This window comes from Dyadobacter sp. HNCC25DJ187, from assembly GCF_056895255.1.
The window spans coordinates 159,777-178,942 of record NZ_JBXHAT010000002.1 but is presented as its reverse complement, the minus strand read 5'-3'; the positions used below and the strand labels follow the sequence as shown (position 1 = coordinate 178,942).

Annotated in this window: 14 protein-coding genes; 4 read left to right on the top strand and 10 right to left on the bottom strand. The window is 43.5% G+C overall.

All coding sequences use genetic code 11. The annotated features are described in order from the left end of the window. Positions 1-72 precede the first annotated feature (72 nt). Positions 73-255 carry a hypothetical protein gene (locus AC1XUE_RS11775; protein WP_483356174.1) on the bottom strand — a complete coding sequence of 61 codons (183 nt, stop codon included), beginning with the start codon at positions 253-255 and terminating at the stop codon, positions 73-75. Between the two features lie 156 nt (positions 256-411). Here AC1XUE_RS11775 and AC1XUE_RS11770 point away from each other — a divergent pair, with 156 nt between their 5' ends. Continuing rightward, entirely contained in the window at positions 412-1,605 is a 1,194-nt protein-coding gene (locus AC1XUE_RS11770) for an FAD-dependent monooxygenase (RefSeq protein WP_483356173.1), read from the top strand. A 138-nt stretch (positions 1,606-1,743) separates the two neighbouring features. On the opposite strand, the gene AC1XUE_RS11765 is transcribed toward AC1XUE_RS11770, so the two are convergent. Continuing rightward, entirely contained in the window at positions 1,744-1,947 is a 204-nt protein-coding gene (locus tag AC1XUE_RS11765; RefSeq protein ID WP_483356172.1) for a PepSY domain-containing protein, read from the bottom strand. Positions 1,948-2,017: 70 nt separating this feature from the next. Then, positions 2,018-2,332, bottom strand: coding sequence for a TonB-dependent receptor domain-containing protein (locus AC1XUE_RS11760; protein ID WP_483356171.1), 315 nt, complete (start codon positions 2,330-2,332; stop codon positions 2,018-2,020). On the opposite strand from AC1XUE_RS11760, the gene AC1XUE_RS11755 reads away from it, so the two are divergent. Further along, positions 2,332-2,571, top strand: coding sequence for a hypothetical protein (locus AC1XUE_RS11755; RefSeq protein WP_483356170.1), 240 nt, complete (start codon positions 2,332-2,334; stop codon positions 2,569-2,571). The genes AC1XUE_RS11760 and AC1XUE_RS11755 overlap by 1 nt on opposite strands. Here AC1XUE_RS11755 and AC1XUE_RS11750 read toward each other — a convergent pair. The 3 genes from AC1XUE_RS11750 to AC1XUE_RS11740 all read right to left on the bottom strand — a co-directional run bounded on the left by AC1XUE_RS11750 (position 2,553) and on the right by AC1XUE_RS11740 (position 5,988). Beyond that, positions 2,553-2,927 (bottom strand): TonB-dependent receptor domain-containing protein, encoded by a 375-nt coding sequence (locus AC1XUE_RS11750; protein ID WP_483356169.1) that lies wholly within the window; start codon positions 2,925-2,927, stop codon positions 2,553-2,555. The two genes, AC1XUE_RS11755 and AC1XUE_RS11750, sit on opposite strands and share 19 nt — an antisense overlap. 71 nt (positions 2,928-2,998) lie before the next feature. Then, the gene (locus AC1XUE_RS11745; RefSeq protein ID WP_483357986.1) at positions 2,999-5,638 is read right to left on the bottom strand and encodes an ABC transporter permease; all 2,640 of its coding nucleotides are present in this window, start codon (positions 5,636-5,638) and stop codon (positions 2,999-3,001) included. A 14-nt stretch (positions 5,639-5,652) separates the two neighbouring features. Beyond that, positions 5,653-5,988: a PadR family transcriptional regulator gene (locus AC1XUE_RS11740; RefSeq protein WP_483356168.1), complete on the bottom strand. Its 336-nt coding sequence runs from the start codon at positions 5,986-5,988 to the stop codon at positions 5,653-5,655. 796 nt (positions 5,989-6,784) lie between these two features. Here AC1XUE_RS11740 and AC1XUE_RS11735 point away from each other — a divergent pair. Both AC1XUE_RS11735 and AC1XUE_RS11730 read left to right on the top strand, forming a co-directional pair. Next, positions 6,785-9,937: a TonB-dependent receptor gene (locus tag AC1XUE_RS11735; protein WP_483356167.1), complete on the top strand. Its 3,153-nt coding sequence runs from the start codon at positions 6,785-6,787 to the stop codon at positions 9,935-9,937. A gap of 96 nt (positions 9,938-10,033) precedes the next feature. After that, the gene (locus tag AC1XUE_RS11730; RefSeq protein ID WP_483356166.1) at positions 10,034-11,377 is read left to right on the top strand and encodes an alkaline phosphatase family protein; all 1,344 of its coding nucleotides are present in this window, start codon (positions 10,034-10,036) and stop codon (positions 11,375-11,377) included. 410 nt (positions 11,378-11,787) lie between these two features. Here AC1XUE_RS11730 and AC1XUE_RS11725 read toward each other — a convergent pair whose 3' ends face one another. From AC1XUE_RS11725 to AC1XUE_RS11710, 4 genes are all read right to left on the bottom strand, one after another. Beyond that, a complete protein-coding gene (locus AC1XUE_RS11725) occupies positions 11,788-13,380 on the bottom strand; it encodes a RagB/SusD family nutrient uptake outer membrane protein (RefSeq protein WP_483356165.1) in 1,593 nt (530 codons plus the stop codon). A gap of 39 nt (positions 13,381-13,419) precedes the next feature. Then, a complete protein-coding gene (locus AC1XUE_RS11720; RefSeq protein ID WP_483356164.1) occupies positions 13,420-16,833 on the bottom strand; it encodes a TonB-dependent receptor in 3,414 nt (1,137 codons plus the stop codon). Positions 16,834-17,021: 188 nt separating this feature from the next. After that, the gene (locus AC1XUE_RS11715; RefSeq protein WP_483356163.1) at positions 17,022-18,077 is read right to left on the bottom strand and encodes a FecR family protein; all 1,056 of its coding nucleotides are present in this window, start codon (positions 18,075-18,077) and stop codon (positions 17,022-17,024) included. 220 nt (positions 18,078-18,297) lie between these two features. Beyond that, entirely contained in the window at positions 18,298-18,879 is a 582-nt protein-coding gene (locus tag AC1XUE_RS11710) for an RNA polymerase sigma factor (protein ID WP_483356162.1), read from the bottom strand. Positions 18,880-19,166 lie beyond the last annotated feature (287 nt).

Below are 19,166 nucleotides of genomic sequence, written 5' to 3'. Positions count from 1 at the left end.
CGTCTTCGATATGGACAATGCTTATTGAATAGTGAAAAGTAAACCACACGGCTTTTTCCTATCAATAATCAATCAATTCGTCACGCGTTTTGCTGATTCTCCTGAGTAGCGATCTCCTACGATCTTGATTTTTGAAGCTGCATCACTCAAATTTTTTAGCTCTTCCGCTGAAAACCGGACATCCAGGGACCAAATGTTCTCCTGTAAACGGACCTTTTTCGTTGTGCCGGGGATAGGCACGATCCATAGTTTCACTAAATTAGTAGTTTAGTGCTTGATCGTATACTCTGAAAGGGGAATTATTTAGATCAAAACACCCATCAGATTTCAGGAAAATGAAGAAACTCTTACCAGCGACACCAGGATTTCTTAATGCTTAGAAGAAGTTAAAACCTAACAAATTAAGTAGATATGAATAGTCAAAAGATTCTGGTTACCGGCGCCAGTATTGCCGGACCTACGCTTGCGTACTGGCTTAATCATTACGGGTTTAAAGTAACGATTGCCGAGCGCGCGCCTGAGCTCAGGCTTGGTGGCCAAAATATTGATGTGAAAGGGCCCGCGCAAGAAATCGCTCGGATGATGGGTATTGAAGAGACTATCCGGGGGAAAAATACAACTGAATCCGGATTGCGTTTTGTAAATACGAGCAACGAAACTATAGCTGAATTTTCAAAAGAAAGCTCTTTAAGTATGACTCAAGAGCTGGAAATCCTTCGCGGAGATCTGGTCCAAATCCTTTATGACCGCACCAAAGCCGATGTTGAATACCGATTTAACGAGCATATTGCCAGTCTGTTGCAAACCGAAGCAGGTGTTGAAGTCACCTTCGCTAGCGGGAAGAAGGAATTATTTGACTTGGTGATCTCTGCCGAAGGAATTGGTTCTTCCACCCGTAAGCTGGCATTCAGCGCCCAGCCTGTATTCAAATACCTTGGCCTGTATACCGCTTATCTGACCATCACCAAAGCATCAACTGACAGCACCTGGGCTCGGTGGTGCAACACTGAACGCGGGATAGTCTACGTGATCCGTCCCGATAATTATGGCGGTACAAGGGCTTCTGTTACTTTTACAGCCAACGAGGATGAGTATAAGGGTCTGTCACTGGAAGAACAAAAAACAGCGTTGATTAAACGCATTAAAGGCAGCGGCTGGGAGTCTGAACGTTTCATTGAAGAAATAAAAATAACAAAGGACCTTTATCTTGACAAGGTCAGCCAGGTAAAAGCGCCGACATACAGTGACGGCAGGGTTGCACTGGTTGGTGATGCGGCCTATTGTGCAACACCCATTGCTGGTAAAGGCACGGATCTGGCGATGGCGGGAGCTTACATATTGGCAGGCGAATTATTCGTCCGAAAAACTTATCGGGAAGCATTCGATTCGTATGAAAACAAAATGAGACTATACGTGGAGAAATGTCAAAAGTTGCCTCCCGGAATTCCTGACCTGGTTTATCCGCAATCCACATTTGGAGTCGCTGTGTTAAATAAAGTTATATCATTAGCAGGCAGTAAACCTGCGAAATGGATAATGGGACTTATGGGAAGTGATAAAAAAGTAACCAGGCAAGAGATTACTCTGCCCGACTACCATAATTAGCAAAATCTATTTTGTAAGAGCTCTGATCTGCGAAGTAATGCGTTTTCAACAGCTTATCGGTGTATTAGTCATACTGCTCGGTAGCCTAGTTGTAAACCTGCTGGTTTTGGACCAGGACATTAACAGCGCCCTGTTTGCTTACCGAGCAATTGTGAGAAGCCGACTCAAAGGTAATCTTGCATTTTTCGACGGAGCTACAAAATATTTATCAGTATAAACCAGTGGTTTTATTTCGTCCATAAATGCATAGATGCAACCTGTGATGCCCAGAATGAAAACAATGATTCCAGACGTCAGACCGAGGCAGAGATGGATTTTTCTAATTAACTTCTTTACATTCATTTTAGCTAATTTCTAATAACGTCCAAGTAAAATACCATCTGACAGCCGGTATTTTACTTGGACGTTCGGTTTAGAATCTAAATGTCAGATTGGCAGCAAAACTGGCTGGTGCCTGCGGATTTCCCCAACTGTCCCAATACCTGGCATTTGTTAAATTGTTGACTTTTACATTAACTGCCCAGGTATCACGGCTGTAAAACATGGTAGCACCCAGAATCGTGTAGGCAGGTACGGCAAATGCGTTATTACTTGCCCGGTAAATCTTGTCTACATAGTTAATACCAGATCCCAGTCCTAACCCTTTCAGCGTATTCTGGAAAGTGTAGGATGTCCATATGTTAGCCACGTTTTCCGGCGCATTGGCTGCTTTGTTACCTTCGATCAATGGGTTGGAAGCTTTTTGATCCGGTTATCGTTAAATGCATAGCCAGCGACGATGTTCAAACCTGTTACAGGCTGCGATATCAGTTCAAACTCCGCACCTTTACTTACCTGCTTCCCATCCTGAACCGTAAACTGGTCAGCATCTACTCTGGTGGCATTGTCGATCAGGATATGGCAATAACTGAGAGTGGCACTTCGTTTTTTGCCGAAAACTTCTGCTTTTACACACCTTCTGCCTGATTGGCAAATGGGGGATCTAAAATCAACCGGCTTCCATCAGGCTGAGTCGTGAGAGCGATATTTTGGAAACCACTCGTGTAATTGGCAAAAGCAGATACTTTATCTTTTACTATCTGGTAGACAACCCCTAATTTCGGTGCCAGTGAAGTCTGCTTGAATCCTTCTTGTGTGCCTTGAATTTCCTTCCTGTTAAAGTGGTCGATCCTCAGTCCCAGCATCACTGAAAAGCGATTAGAGAAATTGATCACATCTGATACATAAGCACTAGCTGTGTGCTGATCGGATGTCGGGTAGGGCTCAAAATTGACTGCCTTATCAATATTTTGCCTGATAACAGGACTGAAACTTTCTGTCACAACGATTTCAAAATTTCAGGCGTAAGTCATCTGTCTGTCTCATCCCGATACTGAATGACTAACGCCCTGTCTCATTCGCTTTTGAGTGAAGATATTGGATTCATCAACGCGGATTTTATGGATTGATAGCTGATGGTAAGTGCCACGATAAAAAAGGCGATCAGGCCTGCTAAAGCAAAAATCCAATAACTTATCTCTACACGGTAAGCAAAACCTTCAAGCCACCGGTTCATCACATACCACGCCACCGGAGTTGCAATCAGAATGGCCACCACAACTAATTTAATAAAGTCGCTGGAAAGCAACATGACGATGGTACGGAAATCTGCTCCCAAAACCTTACGGATACCGATTTCTTTTGTACGCTGTTCTGCCATGTATGTTGCCAGTCCAAGCAGTCCCAAACAGGCAATGCCTATGGCCAGACAGGAAAACGTGGTAAACAATTTTCTGAAGATAAAATCATCCTTATACTGGCGGTTAAAATCTTCATCCAGAAAACTATAAAGGAAAGGTCTGTGCGGTTCTGTTTCACTCCACACGGCACCCACCTGCTGAATCGTTTTTGTCAGATCTTCTGATTTGACTTTAATGGATAGATACCGGCTGGAATAGGCCTGGAAGGGCAGGGTGAGCGGTTCGATTTTCTGATGTAAAGAAGTGAAATTGAAATCTTTCACGACCCCTATCACAACACCGTTTCTTCCCCACTGACTGAATTTTTTACCTATAATTTCCTCAGCATTTTTATATCCGTATTGTTTTGCCGCTGCTTCATTAATAACCAAAGCACTGCTGGAATCTGCAGGGAAATCTCTGGAGTATGATCTTCCTGCAACGAGCTCTAATCCAAAATGTGGTATAAAGTCTATACCGACCTCAAAAATGGGTTGTGTCATCATTTTCATTTCGCCATCCTTTGTTTCTATCTCGGTGCCGGCATGCGGGAAAAAGCTTCCGGGAACACTTCGTGAAAAAGCGACTGAGACAATAGACGGGTTTTCTTCCAGCCTTGTTTTTAAAAGCTGCGATTTAGCATTTACGGCCTCATCGTAGTTGTAGTCAATGACCAGCATACTTTCTTTATCGAAGCCTAAATCTTTATCCAGCAAATGATTCATTTGTGTATAGACTATAATGGTTACCGCAATGAGCAGTATGGAAAGACTGAATTGAAAAACCACCAGTCCTCTTCTCAGATTTACACCTGATGTTGACTTGGTCAAACCTTTCAACACATGCACCGGACTGAATCCTGAGAGTACCAGTGCCGGATAAGAACCCGCCACAAAAGCGATCAGCACCATGGCTCCCAAAATGATGGGGACACTTTTCCAATGGATTAAAATGCCTGGTTCAAATTCTTTACCGGTTAAACCTGTCATAAAAGGTAACGAGATCACCACCAGAATGACAGCGGTAATCATCGATAGAGAAACGATAACAAAGGATTCGCCCAGAAACTGAGAGATTAAACTGCTTCTGGCAGCACCAATGGATTTGCGGATGCCGACCTCTTTGCTGCGTTCCATAGAACGGGCGGTGGATAAGTTCATGAAGTTGATCATGGCGATCACCAGGATGAACAATCCAATGATAGAGAAGATATACATGTTTGACAGACTTCCGGTTTCTCCCGGCTGACGATCCGCATCGGATTTTAGGTAAACATCGTTCAGCGATTCCAACTCTATTACATATTTTGTTTTCGGGTCTTTACGTTGCCGCTTTACGAATTCAGGCAGCTTTTGTTTAAAAGCAGTTTCATCAAATTTTTCGTTTACCAGAAAGTAGGTGTAGAAATCAACATAGTCCCACGTCTCAAAGATTTCCGGTAACGATTTTTTAAACGTACTAAGCGAAAGCAGGGCATTGAACTTAAAGTGAGAATTACCGGGAAGATCCTTCATGATACCGGTCACGATGTACTGACCCTCATTCGCTCTCCCCGGCGAACCGCTTCCTTTTAGTGTTTTACCCAATGCATTTTCATTGCCGAAATACTTCCGGGCCGTGCTCTGTGTTAATACGATGCTATACGGATTTACCAATGCAGTTTTAGGATCACCCTGCAACAAATCCCAGCTGAATACATCAAACACGGTGGAATCCATGAAGAATACACCATTTTCCTGATACTTTTTATCCTCGTTGGTCAGCAGGATATCGGCTCTTCCGGAAAACTGAACTACTTTTTCTATTTCAGGAAACTCATTTTTAAGTGCCGGTCCAACCGGGGCATTACCCCACACCCAGGAAGGGCCCTCTTTCGACAGATTTTGGGGATCTTCGGATACTCTCGTTCCATGCGTGACGCGGTAGATCCGGTCGCGCTTCGTATGATATGTATCGTAGGAGAGCTCACTTTGTACAAAAGTAAAAATCAGGAAGCAGCAGGCAATTCCTACCCCCAATCCGAGAATATTAATGGCCGAATACGCTTTCTTTTTTATCAGATTTCTCCAGGCAATCAGAAAATAATTTTTATACATGGCATAGGGCATAAAGGTGTAAGATGATTTAAAATTTCTTAACAGGGCAGGTCGAAGCAACCTGAGCATTTCCCATGTATAAATTCGTTTTGCTTTTTGGACAGAATACTGATGGAGATTTTCCTGAAAAATCTCCTCCATATCGCCTTCAATTTCTTCGAGGTATTCCGTTTTTAAAATACTCCGCATTAGACGCAATGGCCATTTGGGAGGTTGCATATGCTCAGGCGCGCTCATATCATTTTCAATTCAGAGGTCAAAGGAATTGAACTCCACAGATCTGCCCGGATTGCTCTCATTTCTTCCAGCACCTTAAGCGCGTGGGAAGTGGTATAGTAGATCCGTTTGCGTTTACCTCCTCTTTTCAAAGTGGCTTCGCCGAAGGCGGAGGTGAGAAAACCTTTTTCTTCCATTCTTTTCAGTGCCGATTGAATGGACCCTACACTTAGTTTTTCTTTCAATCGTGTTTCCAGCTCCCGTTTGATCTCCACTCCGTACGCATCCTGCTGTAAAGCTGCTACTGTAAGCAATACAAGTTCTTCAAATTCTCCCAGTTTGGTCTTCTTCATAATTTACTATTATTCGTAATTGCAGTTAATATAGCTACTTTATTTTATTCTTAATTGCAGTATATATGAATTAAAATCGAAATGTATCTATAATATTCTGACTATGAGTGTGTTGATTTGTATATAATTTTTAGTGGTCAAATGAGTTTATTGTGGTGATGAGAGCATTTCCTGGCTTTAGTCGTTTGGAATCCTGTCTTACCAATAGACAATATCGAATCTTTACAGCATTTATGTCAGGTTTTAGCATGGGTCAAAAGTGGCGTTCATAATCTACAGCGGTCGTTTAATATTTATTCCTAGTTGAGGAAGTACTTATTGTTTTCAGCATCTGATATTAGATTCTGGCTATACGTGGTTTATTCTTCAGATATGGTCAATGAAAAATAGGATTGACAGCAAAGTAAATCTGTAATTTGTCTCTTTTTATCTTATGAAGTTATGAACAGTTCCTTCCGGCCAACTGTCCCATGTTGGTGGTTCCTCCCGACTTATTGAATGCCCACTGCCAAAGGATTAATCAAGGGTTAATGAATGCTTCACACAAGCATAATATTGCAAACTTACTTTTGCAGTCAGAAAATTCAGAAGACAGTATTGGCAAACAAACCAGACTTATGATGTATTGGCAAGGTGTAGCTGACCTTACAAAATCGCATCTGTAAGCATCAATTCTTCCATTTTCACGAAAGAACTCTCCAACTTTTTAGATACACACGACACCAGCAAGCTGGTGATCGGAACGGCATGTAATTACTTTACCAAAATCACATCTATTACTTATTAACTAACAAAAATGAATCGATTATTTACGGGACTTATGGTCTTGGTTATCAGTATGTTGTTTTCTGTCCATACGTACGGGCAAGGCAATGAAGCGACAATCATTGGAAAAGTGACTGAAGATGCAGGGCCTATTGTTGGTGCCACTGTGTTTGTTAAAAATGAATCCACTGGTTTTCAGGCCGGCACAGTTACAGATGTGAATGGAGACTACATTATCAAACAGCTTCCCTTGGGTTCTCCCTATTCTGTTACCGTGTCTTTCATAGGTTTTGGAACACAGAAAAAAACAGGATATGTACTTAACCAGAGTGATCAGTTGAAGTTGAATTTCAGGATGGAGGGCAGCTCAAACGAACTGCAAGCCGTAGATATCAAGGCAAATTCGATAAAAAACTCAGTAGCAACACTCGGTTCTTCAACACCTATCAGTGCCAAGGATCTGCTTAAGCTTCCGGTAAATGGACGGAATTTTACATCTCTGATCGAGCTTTCCCCTTTGAGTAACGGCAACAGTCTTGGCGGGCAGTTGGGTTCTTCCACCAACTATACAATTGATGGTATGACCTCACGCAGCACAATTGCGGGTGGTGAAACCGGAGGTACCTACGCCATTTCAATGGAGGCAATCCGTGAATTCAAAGTGGTTACCAACGAATATGATGTTACACTTGGCCGCGCAGGTGGCGGAACGATCAGCACGGTAACTAAATCAGGTACAAACCAACTGACCGGTAGCATATTTAACTTCATGCGTGCGAACTGGCTTTCAAGTGGTTATGATTTGAGAGGAAATAAAAGAACCCAGGATTTCTCTACATACCAGTATGGCATGTCGCTGGGGGGCGCATTGAAAAAAGACAAAGCACACTTCTTTGTAGCCTGGGACCGTCAGGCCGATTCCCGTCCTCTTTTTATAGCCAACCTGCAATCTGAAGCAGACGTTGCGGCTAACCGTGTAACGCAGCAAACACTGGACAATTTTCTTGATATAGCAAGATCAAAATACGGTGTATCCAACAGTCCGCAGTTTGGTTCGTTTGGCAAGAAAAAAGGTACTGACGCGATTTTCGCAAGAATTGACTGGCAGTTGAATTCCAAGAATTTACTGACGCTTCGTAATAACCTGATCACAGAAAACGACAAGCTATCGGAAGGTGACAATACGTCGATCAATGCATACGAATCATACATCGACCGTAAGCGGTTCAATAATAGCCTTATGGCATCACTTCGTACGATCGTAAGCCCAAAAATCACGAACGAATTGAAAGTGCAACATTTTTACCAGTACGAAGCTGTGATACCGAGCTCGGAGCTACCTTCTTCCAGTATTCCCCGCGCAATTGTTGAAAATATAAACTCAACTTCGGGAGCGAACAACTACATCACCAACATTCAAATCGGTGGTCAGCGTTTCTCTCCTGAATGGTTCAGAGGCCAGGTTTATCAGGCAATGAACAACCTGTATTACAATACCGGAAAGATCAACTTTACTTTCGGTATCGACGTGATGTTCAACCGCATGAAGTCAGTTTACGGTAGTGAAATGAATGGACGTTTCTATTTCACTGGACTTGACAACTTCAACAACCTGACTCCTTACCGTTACGCCCGTGAGATCAACCTGCTTGATGATCCAAGCTCAATTGTAAACTCTCTGGCAACAGGTCTTTACGCACAAATGGAAACCAAACTGGCCCGCGGTCTTGATATGATGGCGGGTTTGCGTTTGGACAATACACAATACCTGAATAAAGCGAATTTCAGCCAGGTCGTATTTGATGAGTTGAACCTGCGTACCGATAATAAGATCAATACAACGCAATTGCAGCCACGCGTACAATTTACCTGGGATGTAAATGAGCAAAGGAAAGACATTGTTCGTTTCGGTGCGGGTATCTTCGGTTCTCAGTTGAACCCGTATTCGATGATCAACAACATGTTGTTTGACGGAACGAAAGTGGCAGCAGTTGAGATCCAGGGTTCGGCAGTACCTACCCCTAACTTTCCGGGATATCGTGCAGATCCTACAACAGCTCCGGGCGCTGACCTGTTCAACAACCCGAACATTGAGCGTTTGATTACAATCAACATGAACAATGCTGATGCGAAAATCCCGGTTCTTTACAAAACAAACTTCTCATACAACCACTTTTTCAGCGATCGTCTTCGTGTTGGTGTGAATGGTTATGCCTCCTGGGCGCGCAACAATTATATGTATGTTGACCGCAATATGGTAGAAGATCCTTATTTCCGGATTGAGGCAGAAGCAAATCGCGGCGTGTACGTTCCAGCTGACAAAATCAACGTAAAAAATGGGGCAACCAACTGGTTAGATAGTCGTAAAACGACGAAAGTAGGTCGTGTGCTGGAATTGGTGAGCGAAGGTAAAAAGAACCAGTATGCTATTGTAATTGATGGAACATACCGGTATTTCAAAGATGGGCAGATCACCGTTTCTTATACGTACAACGATTCCAAAGACAATACTTCGTACAATGGTAACGTGGCAAACACTGCTACGCTTGATTTGATGGTCAATGACGATCCACGTGATTTGAGCCGGATTACCTATGCAAACAATCACTTCCGCAACAAAGTGGTATTCTACGGAACTGCACCAAGCATCTGGGGTGTGACACTGGGTCTGCGTTATTCAGGGATTGGTGGAACTCGTTACTCTATGGCCGTGAGTGGTAATATGAACGGTGACTTCGTATCTTCTAATGACCTGGCTTACATTTATGATCCAAATAGTCCGGAAACACCGCAGTCCGTTCGTGAAGGACTCCAGTCTATCCTAAATAATCCTGAGGCAGAGCAAAGCATCAAAGACTATATCACCAGAGATATGGGCAAGATGGCAGAGCGTAACGGAGGTATCAATGGTTTTTATGGGGTGTTTGATCTGAGATTGGCTAAGAAGTTCAACTTCTACAAAAATCACGGTCTGGAAGCATCTGTTGATATTTTTAACGTAGCTAACCTGCTAAATAAAGAATGGGGTGTGGGAACGAACCTTGGAAAGCAGAACCTATATACCATCAGATCGTTTGATCCGGAGGCGAAGCGATTCAATTACGGTATGAGCAACGGAACAGGTGTATCTGGCCTGAATGGCAATCCCTACCAAATCCAGATCGGTTTACGGTATGCCTTCTGATTTAGGACACAGCAGCTGTTAATTGCCTATTGTAGTAGCGTGCGGTCTGACTTAGCCTGACCATACGCTGCTTTTAATTCATTCTTTCAAATCAAAATGAGAAAACTACTTTCAATCCTGGGTGTAGCGCTTACCCTGAATGCTTTTGCACAGGATGCGCATGTGATCCTGATCAGCGTTGATGGACTGCGTCCGGAGTTCTATAAAGATCCAACATGGTCGATGGTCAACCTTCGGCAAGGCATGAAAACGGGTGCCTATTCAGATGGAGTAACGGGCGTTTTTCCTTCTGTTACTTATCCTTCTCATACCACGATTATGACAGGCGTGAAACCATCGAAACATGGAGTTTACTACAACACGCCTCCCGAACCTTTGGAAGTGACAGGGAAATGGTTGTGGGAATATGATAAGATTAAAGTGCCCACGATTTTTAGCGTTGCGAATCAAAAAGGCTTAAAAACGGCTTCCGTATTCTGGCCGGTTTCTGTGGGCAGCCCCGCGTCTTACAACGTCCCTGAATATTGGTATCTGCCCGAAGTAAAAGGCGGGAAACGCAATATGACCAAAGCACTTTCTGAAAATGCGTCTCCGAAGGGGTTGTTTGAAGAGATTGAGCAAAATGCGACGGGGAAACTGGAAGAGATAGACTTTGACGGGGATTACCTGAGTATTGACGACAATATGTCGAGGATAAGTGGTTATTTGATCCGTAAGTATAAGCCTTCATTTCTGGCGGTACATCTGGTTGCTGTTGATCATTTTCAACACGAGCAGGGCCGTGAAGGCGATAAGGTTCGTGCTTCACTGGCAGGTGTGGACAGAGGAATTAAAGCCATTATAGAAGCAACGGAAAAAGCAGGAATCAGAGATAAAACGACTTTTATCATTACCGGCGATCATGGGTTTGTAGACATTCATACGAGCCTTGCTCCCAATATATTATTGGCTCAGGCAGGACTTTATGATCCCAACAACAGGGCAAACTGGAAGGCATTTTTCCATAGCGCCGGCGGTTCTGCATTTCTGCAGTTGAAAGATAGAAATGACACAAAAACACTGGATAAAGTGAAGCAGCTACTGGAGAAGCTACCCGCGAACCAGAGAGCGCTCTTCGAAATTAAAACCCGTGAAGTGCTTGATGTAGTGGGCTCAGATCCAAATGTATTACTTGCTCTCGCTCCCAAACAGGGTGTAACGATCAGTGGAGCTGCCACCGGCGACTTTATAAGGGCTGCAAGTGGTGGTACACATGGATTCTTTCCGGATTTCAAAGAAATTCAGACTGGCTTTATCGCTTTTGGTAAAGGAATTAAGCAAGGCGCCGTCATTCCGGAAATGGGTCTTCAGGATATTGCACCACTGATTGCCAAATTATTGAAGCTAGATTTCCCAACTGCTGACGGAACATTATATCCCGGATTACTTGTGAAAGAATAATCAACAATGAAAGTGCTCAACACCGTTTGGGTCTTGCTGCAAAGCGGGAGTCAGGCGGTGTTTTTTGATTGGACTTGAACATGTTTTTAAACTCACAAATAGTGGTGTTTTGTTTCGTTTTCTTTAAGTCATGTACACTAGCTGGATATTGTTGAAGTGTATGTGTTTGAACATGTATGTTCGGATTTATCTTGCTCCGACATTTGCCAACCTTAAAGTCTTGCAGCAGATCAGAATTGCTGTGACAGGAGTGGAGGCCTGATGCAGATACTCCACTCTGCTTATCAAATGTCCGTATAGAGCAGTGCCGACGCTTTATGGTACCAGCAATTCTCATTGTCATACAAGGAAACAGGGATGTCAGACTGGCGCTGGCATCCCTGTTTCTTTTATTAATTATGAGCTTTTTATTAATAACCCGGATTTTGTGTTAAACCCCAGGTTTGCACTTCGTTCAATGGAATCGGAAGTACAGGCACCGGGTTTACACTACCCGGGAATGAATGCTGCTGTGCCCTGGTTCTGATATCGCCCGAAAGTGAGTTCATATAGGTTCCGGTGCGCACCTGATCCCAGAAACGTAGGTGTTCCATACCAAGCTCTACCCGGCGTTCATGCAGTATCGCTTGTTTCAGTGCTGCACCTGTAACGGTTGATGCAATGTCTGGCAGCGCTGTAGCAGGGATGTTGGTCGGGGCGTAGGTCATTGTTCCCAATACAGATCCCAAAGGTTGGGTGGACGCCTTTGCTCTCCTTCGTACTGTATTGACAGCAGTGCGCGCCTCCGCCTCGTTTCCTATCTCAGCGGCTGCCTCGGCTCTCATCAAGAGGATTTCAGCATAACGCATTTTCCTGATATTCTGTCCGGAAGCAGAAGCTTGTGCAGGCTGAACGATTGCTGCTTTACGATTCAGAAATCCAGTCATGTTTTCGTCAGGGAAACTCACAACCTGTCTTACTCCGAATAAAATATATCCGTTTCCATACATGGTCATGGCCTTGCGCGGATCGTTATCTTCAAATTCTTCCGCCAGATCCGTGGTAGGATTGTTAAAGCCCCATCCCCAGGTTGCGCGGTTATTCTGGATCACGTTATTGGTTGTACCGGTTTTGATCGGTCCCCATGTTTGTCCGGATTCAGCAGCCTGAATTTCAAAAAGTGATTCCGTATTGTTTTCGCTGACTTCATCGAAAATAGCTGCATAGTTAGCTGTAAGTCCATATTGTCCCGACTGAGCTATAGCGGTTGTCAGGTCAAAAACTTCCTGCCAGGTGTGGTTATTACCATTATCCATACCAAGCTGATACATGATTGCGCGGGCAAGATATCCGCGTGCAGCACCTTTGGTTGCACGTCCCAGATCCAGGGCTGCATATCCGTTTTTCTCAGGAAGCAGTTCAATCGCCTGCCGAAGATCAGCCTCTACAAATGCGTAAGTTTCTGAAATTGTCGAACGAGTGGTAGTGGAATATTCAGTCGTTTTTACAGGCTCCGAGAATAACGGCATTCCTCCAAAAAGACGTACCAGGTAAAAGTAGTAGTAAGCGCGAAGGAAATGTGCTTCACCCTTGATACGGTTTTTAAGTGATTCGCTGATTGGCGCATTGTCAATATTCTGCAAAACCCAGTTGGAACGATAAATCCCGATCCATTGGTTACCCCAAACACCACTTATTGGGCCATTGACCGGTAAGGCACGCCATTCTTTCAGGTGTTGAATATCGATGAAATCACTTGCGGTACTTCCTTTTTCTGCATCGTCAGACAATACATCTCCGAACATCCACTCATAATTGTGAGGCAGGTAGTTACCTAATCCGTCATTTCCTTCGTCATACGACGCGACGTCATAAACAGCATTAATAGCCAGTATGGTATTGGTAGAATCCGAAAAATAATTACTGTCGGTCTCACGCCCAAGTGGCTCTTTTTCCAAAAAATCACTGCATCCCTGAGAAAGCATACATGCTACTACAAGGCTTAATACACTATATCTTTTCATTTGTGTCAATACAATTAAATTCTAAAATGAATCCTTTTCTCAAAAGTTTACGCTCAATCCGATCCTTGCCACACGTGGCTGCGGATAAGCAGCGCGGTCTACTCCAAAGTTCAGCGGATTGCCGTCAAACTCACCTATTTCAGGATCCATTCCCTTGTACTTGGTGAAGGTCAGCAGGTTGTCGGCTGCCACATACACACGCAGGTTGCTCATACCTATTTTGCCACTTACTGCTGTGGGCAATGTGTAGCCCAGCGTCAGGTTACGAAGTCGCATATAACTTCCGTTGCTTACAAAACGGTCACTGAACTGATCGTTGTTGTTCGGATTAAGCTGCGTCATTCTTGGCTGGTCGGTATCGGTGTTTTCCGGCGTCCAGCGGTCGAATCTTTCGGCTACAGAATTGAACATCCCGTTTGCATTATTCATCCAGTGTCCGAGTCCGTTCACAAGTTGCACGCCTGTTACACCTTGCAAAAAGAAGCTGAGGTCAAAGCCTTTATAGCCCAGGTTGGCATTGAAACCAAAAGAAAGATTTGGCGTTGCACTCCCCAGATACGTACGGTCATCATTGTCAATTACGCCATCATTGTTCAGGTCCACAAATTTTACATCACCCACTTTCGCATTCGGTTGAATTGGTGTGCCTTCTCTCGTGTAAGCGTCCAGCTCAGCCTGTGTTCTGAAGATGCCGTCGGTTTTAAGTCCGTAATAGTATGCGATTTCGCGGCCTACTTCTGTACGGGTAGTTTGTCCAAACCCGTTGATGTCTCCACCTGCGATAGGTTCACCACCACCCAGGTCGCTCACATTGTTGATGATTTTACTTGCATTGATACCAATGTCATAAGTAAAGTCTTTGATCGAATTTCTGTAATTCAGGGCAAGTTCAATCCCTTTGTTTTCCATGCTTCCCGCATTAACATACGGAGGTCCCACGCCTGCGAATACCGGAATAGGCACCCGTACAATCATGTCTGAGGTATTTTTGATAAAATAATCGGCAGTCAGAGAAAGGCTGTTTCCAAAAAATCCTGCGTCAATACCGAAATTAGAACTTGTTGTGGTTTCCCATCTCAGGTCAGGATTGCTAGCCACGGTAGGGGCGAAGCCCTGCACAGCAGTATTGCCGAAGACATACATATTGTTACCAGAAACGGTCGTTACATAACCATAGTTGGCAGCGCTGTTCTGATTACCAACCTGTCCCCAGCCTGCGCGTAATTTCAGCTGACTGATGGCTGGAATCGCTTTGATAAATGATTCCTCCGCGAGGTTGTAACCTACAGCGAAAGAAGGGAATGTTCCCCATCGGTTGTTGGCAAGAAAACGAGAAGATCCATCTCGGCGTAATGTTGCGGTCAACAGTAACTTTTCATTGAAGTTATAGTTCAAACGGCCAAAAAATGACTGCAGCGACTCGTCCGACTGAGCCGTTTCCAATAAGTAGTCTGTGCTCTTGGTCGCAGACAGATACCATTGTGATTTATCATTGGGTACATCCAAAACTGTAAGTCTCATATCACTGAAAGTAGTCCGTTGATTTTCGATACCAACCATGGCCGTAAAGCTGTGCTTACCTATTTCCTTTGCATAGGTCAGGTAATTAGTCCAGACCCATCCCAGTGTTTCGCCTCTGCCTTCACGTAAACTGCTTTGCTGGCGCTGATCATCATTGGCCAGGAAGTATTGAGGTAAAAAGCGCTTGTCCTGCGAATTCAACCAGTTTACGCCATATTGTGTACGAAAGCTCAGTCCTTTTGCAATCTTGGCGTCGGCAAAGAAATTCGCATTGACCAGCTTCTGATACACTTTGTTGTTTTCGTACTCATCTGCAATACGCGCAGGATTGGTTGCATTGCCCTCAGCCACAGGACGTCGGCCCCAGAAGTTGGTTGCGGGATCCCAGGCTTTAGCCAGTGGTGAAACGGAAAGTGCGCTGGTGAGAATTCCACCATACTGATCGCCGAAATACTGCGTCTTATCTGTATCTGCATAAGCAGCTGAAATTCCTGCGTCAAGCCATTTGGTTACATAAAAATCGTTGTTGAACCGTAGGAACAGCTTTTTTACCGGTGAATTTTTTACGATTCCTTCCTGGTCAAAATAGGTTCCCGTCAAACTGTAACGATGCTTTTCATTACCACCCATGATGTTCAAACTGTAATTTTGCATAATACCAGTCTGCATCACTTCATCCTGCCAGTCGGTACCCTGCTCACCGCTTTGGCGAAAGCCGTTTAGTGTTTGGTAAAGCGCACCGTTCTCAGGGAGCACTGTTCCATCATTGGCATAAGATTCTAACCTTAATGTGGCATATTGACTGGCGTTGAGCATATCTACTTTGTTTCCGGCTCTCTGTACACCTGCATAAGCATCGAATGAAATTTTCGGTGTACCACTTTTCCCTCTTTTTGTTGAGATCAGAATCACTCCGTTTGCACCACGCGAACCATAAATTGCAGTCGCGGATGCATCTTTCAAAATTTCCATGGATGCAATGTCTCCCGGCGCCAAAAAGCTGATGTCGTTGGTCTGAAAGCCATCTACAACGTACAATGGGTCACTGTTGTTGATTGTACCTACACCCCTGATACGAACTCTTACCGGTGCACCTGGCTCGCCTGACTGACTTACAATGTTGACACCCGGCACACGGCCCTGTATTCCCTGTAATGGATTGACCGTAGCAATCTTGGTGATCTGTTCAGCCTTCACAGAAGCTACCGCACCTGTGATGTCGCTTTTTTTCGTAGTACCATAACCTACTACCACGACTTCGTCTAATGCTTTAGTATCCTGCGTCAACGTAATCTGAAGCGAGGTTTGCGTTCCTGGTTTAATTTCCTGCGCGTTGTAACCAACAAAGGAAAAAACAAGTGTCACATCATCGTTTGGTATCGACAGAGAGAAACGCCCTTCAACATCAGAGGAAGTACCGGATGTCGTCCCTTTAATTGCGATATTTACTCCTGGCAGAGCCCCGCCGGTTTCATCCTGCACAGTACCCGTTATAGTCCGGTCGGCCATATCTTCTGATGAAGCCAGGTTGCCCAGAGGATTGATGTCGCCAGTTTCACCGGCTCCCTGTGTAACCTTCTTGATGACGATTTTATTTCTGATAAGCTTGTAAGAAATATTATCAGGTAAAAACATGGTTTCCAGTACTTCACTCAATCTTTTATTTTCAAGTTTGAGCGTCACCTTACGATTTACCGGTAGTAACTGTAAGCTATATACGAACTTTAAATTAGTGCTTGCTTCGAGTGAAGACAGAACTTCACGGATCTCTTTTTGATCGACCTTAACCGACACCCGCTGGGTCAGTAATTCCTGTGCTCCGGAATTGTGCGCATATCCGTAGGCGGTTGCTATGCAAATTAAAAATAACTGTATACTTGACACCTTCATAATTGCCCATATAGGATTTATGATTTTAAGTCTTTTTTTCATTGATTTGTAATTGTTAGATCTCTTAACACGATGATTTACAACTCCGATCGCCAATTTTCCAGAGAGGCGGGCAACATGAGACATGTTGGACAGGAGAAAGGTCGAGGTATGTTTCCAGCATCTTCGGCCTTTTTTAGTATTTGGAAAATAGTTTACAGCATATGGAGGATAGGTTTAAGGGTGAAAAATTATCTTGATAAATCGCATCCTTTTCCGGATAGCATTACTGAATCATTGATTAACTGATACTTTGCATCAATACTTTCACAGAGAATTTCAAGCTGGGTGAATAGCGTGGTTTCCTGAGATAAATCTGCGGTAATAATGCAATTTTTGAGATTTGCGTTCGATAAGTTGATTCTAACTCCGTAGGCTTCTTCCAAAACAGGTACAATCTCTGCCAGTGGTTTTTCCAGATAATTGAAGTTAAACTTTGCGTTTTTGGTTATTTCCGTTGCTATAATCTTAGGCTGTTCAACGATACCTGTAACCAGTTTCTCATCCTGCGGATAGAAGGTCACTTTTTTATTTTGGGTAAGTACTACTTTTTTATCTACTGGTACCTGTTGCTTTTCGTCACCCGATTGCTGCACTTCCACAACTCCTGTCAACACGGCTACTTCAATACTGTTTTTCTGTTTGTTTTCTTTGATGGTAAAACTGGTTCCAAGAACTTTTGTTACGATGTTGTTGGCATGAACATAAAATGGGCGTGACTTGTCATGGGCTATTTCAAAAAAGACATTCCCCGACAGATATACCCTGCGCTCACGTTCGGCGAATACTGCCGGATAGAACAATCTTGCACCGGGTTCCAGACTTACTTTGCTTCCATCGGGCAGATTAAAAACTTTCTGTTGGGATGTTTCATTCGTTATTTTGTTCATATTCTCAACCACCTCGTTCTTGACCCCGGCAATAATTATTGTGCTGTTTAACGCGTACCGGGATCCGACGAAAACACCAATAAATAATACGCAGGCAGCTGCAAGGCGGATAAAGAAATTCCGCTTCCAAAAGGGAAGAGGCATAATAACGCTGTCAGCAGTATTCGGATCCATTCCCCTGTTAATCGCTGTCCACATCATTTTTCCAGCCTGATCCTCATCTAACCTGTCCTGTTTAGTCTCAGTATGGTCAATGGATTCATACCATATGTCCATTATTTTGGTCTCCTCCTGATTAAGCCGCTTTTTCTGGTAGCGATCCAGCAGGTGCAAAAAGGCTTTTAGATTTTTGATCATCACATTAGGGGTTAGGTAAGTTCTTAAACGTGTAAGCTGTGATTACACTCAGGTAAATACGTTTGGTCCGGGACGGTGCGCCTTGCTATACTGCCCTACTATAATATAAGTAGATCATCATGGAATTCACCGCAAATCATTTTATAAATTCTTATAAAATTTATAAAAAATAAGCCGTTTTATCTGAAAATTATTGGATTTGTTACTTTGTCTGAGCAGTTCAGAGTAGCGGTGCAGCGCTAAGAAGAAGTACTATTAAATAGTCTTTGAGATTAGTCCTCAGAGACCTCAAGCCTTGGGTAATATGATATTCAACTGTTCGTAGGGGAACATCCAGTCTGCGGGCAATCTCCTCAGCCGTCTGACATTGAATTCTGTTGAGCTCGAATATAACCCTGGTTTTTTCCGGAAGTTTTTCAATGCATAAGAAGATGGATCTTGAAAGCTCGTTGTATGCCAACGCATCTTCTGTTTCCGATGACTCCTCTTGGTGATGTAGTTTTACTGATTCGGTGTAAAGTTTTCTTTGGACCTCTTTTTTGTAAAAATCAAGAACCTTATATTTTACGGCGGTGTAAAGATACCGTTCCAAGTCCTGGATTTGTACCATCTCACGACGCAGCCAGAGATCCAGAAAAATTTCCTGCACAATTTCCATCGCATTCTCCTCAGTTCTTACTTTGCTCAGAGCAGTACGGTACAACTTTGACCGATACTGATCGTAGATTTCTTCAAACGCAGCCTTATCTCCTTGCCGCAACAGTTGCAGTAGTTCGGCCTCATTTGTCAAAATTCCCTCCATAATTACTTTGAGCTATAAGCTTAGGTATTACATATAGTGACAAATATCTATTTTTTTTTACTATATACCCAAATACTACCATTTTAAATGTAGTTATCACAGTTTATGAAATGTGCAGGGAATGGTCTATATCCAGATCACAATTGGAACGTTTTTAAGGAATTTTAGTGAATAGATGAGAATAGGGAAGTTTTATTCCGGAACATACTTAATCCGATTTAAACTGACGTGTTATCAACTATCGGATAAGAGGGAAACGAAATTGGGAAGTTTGTGCTATTGCTTTC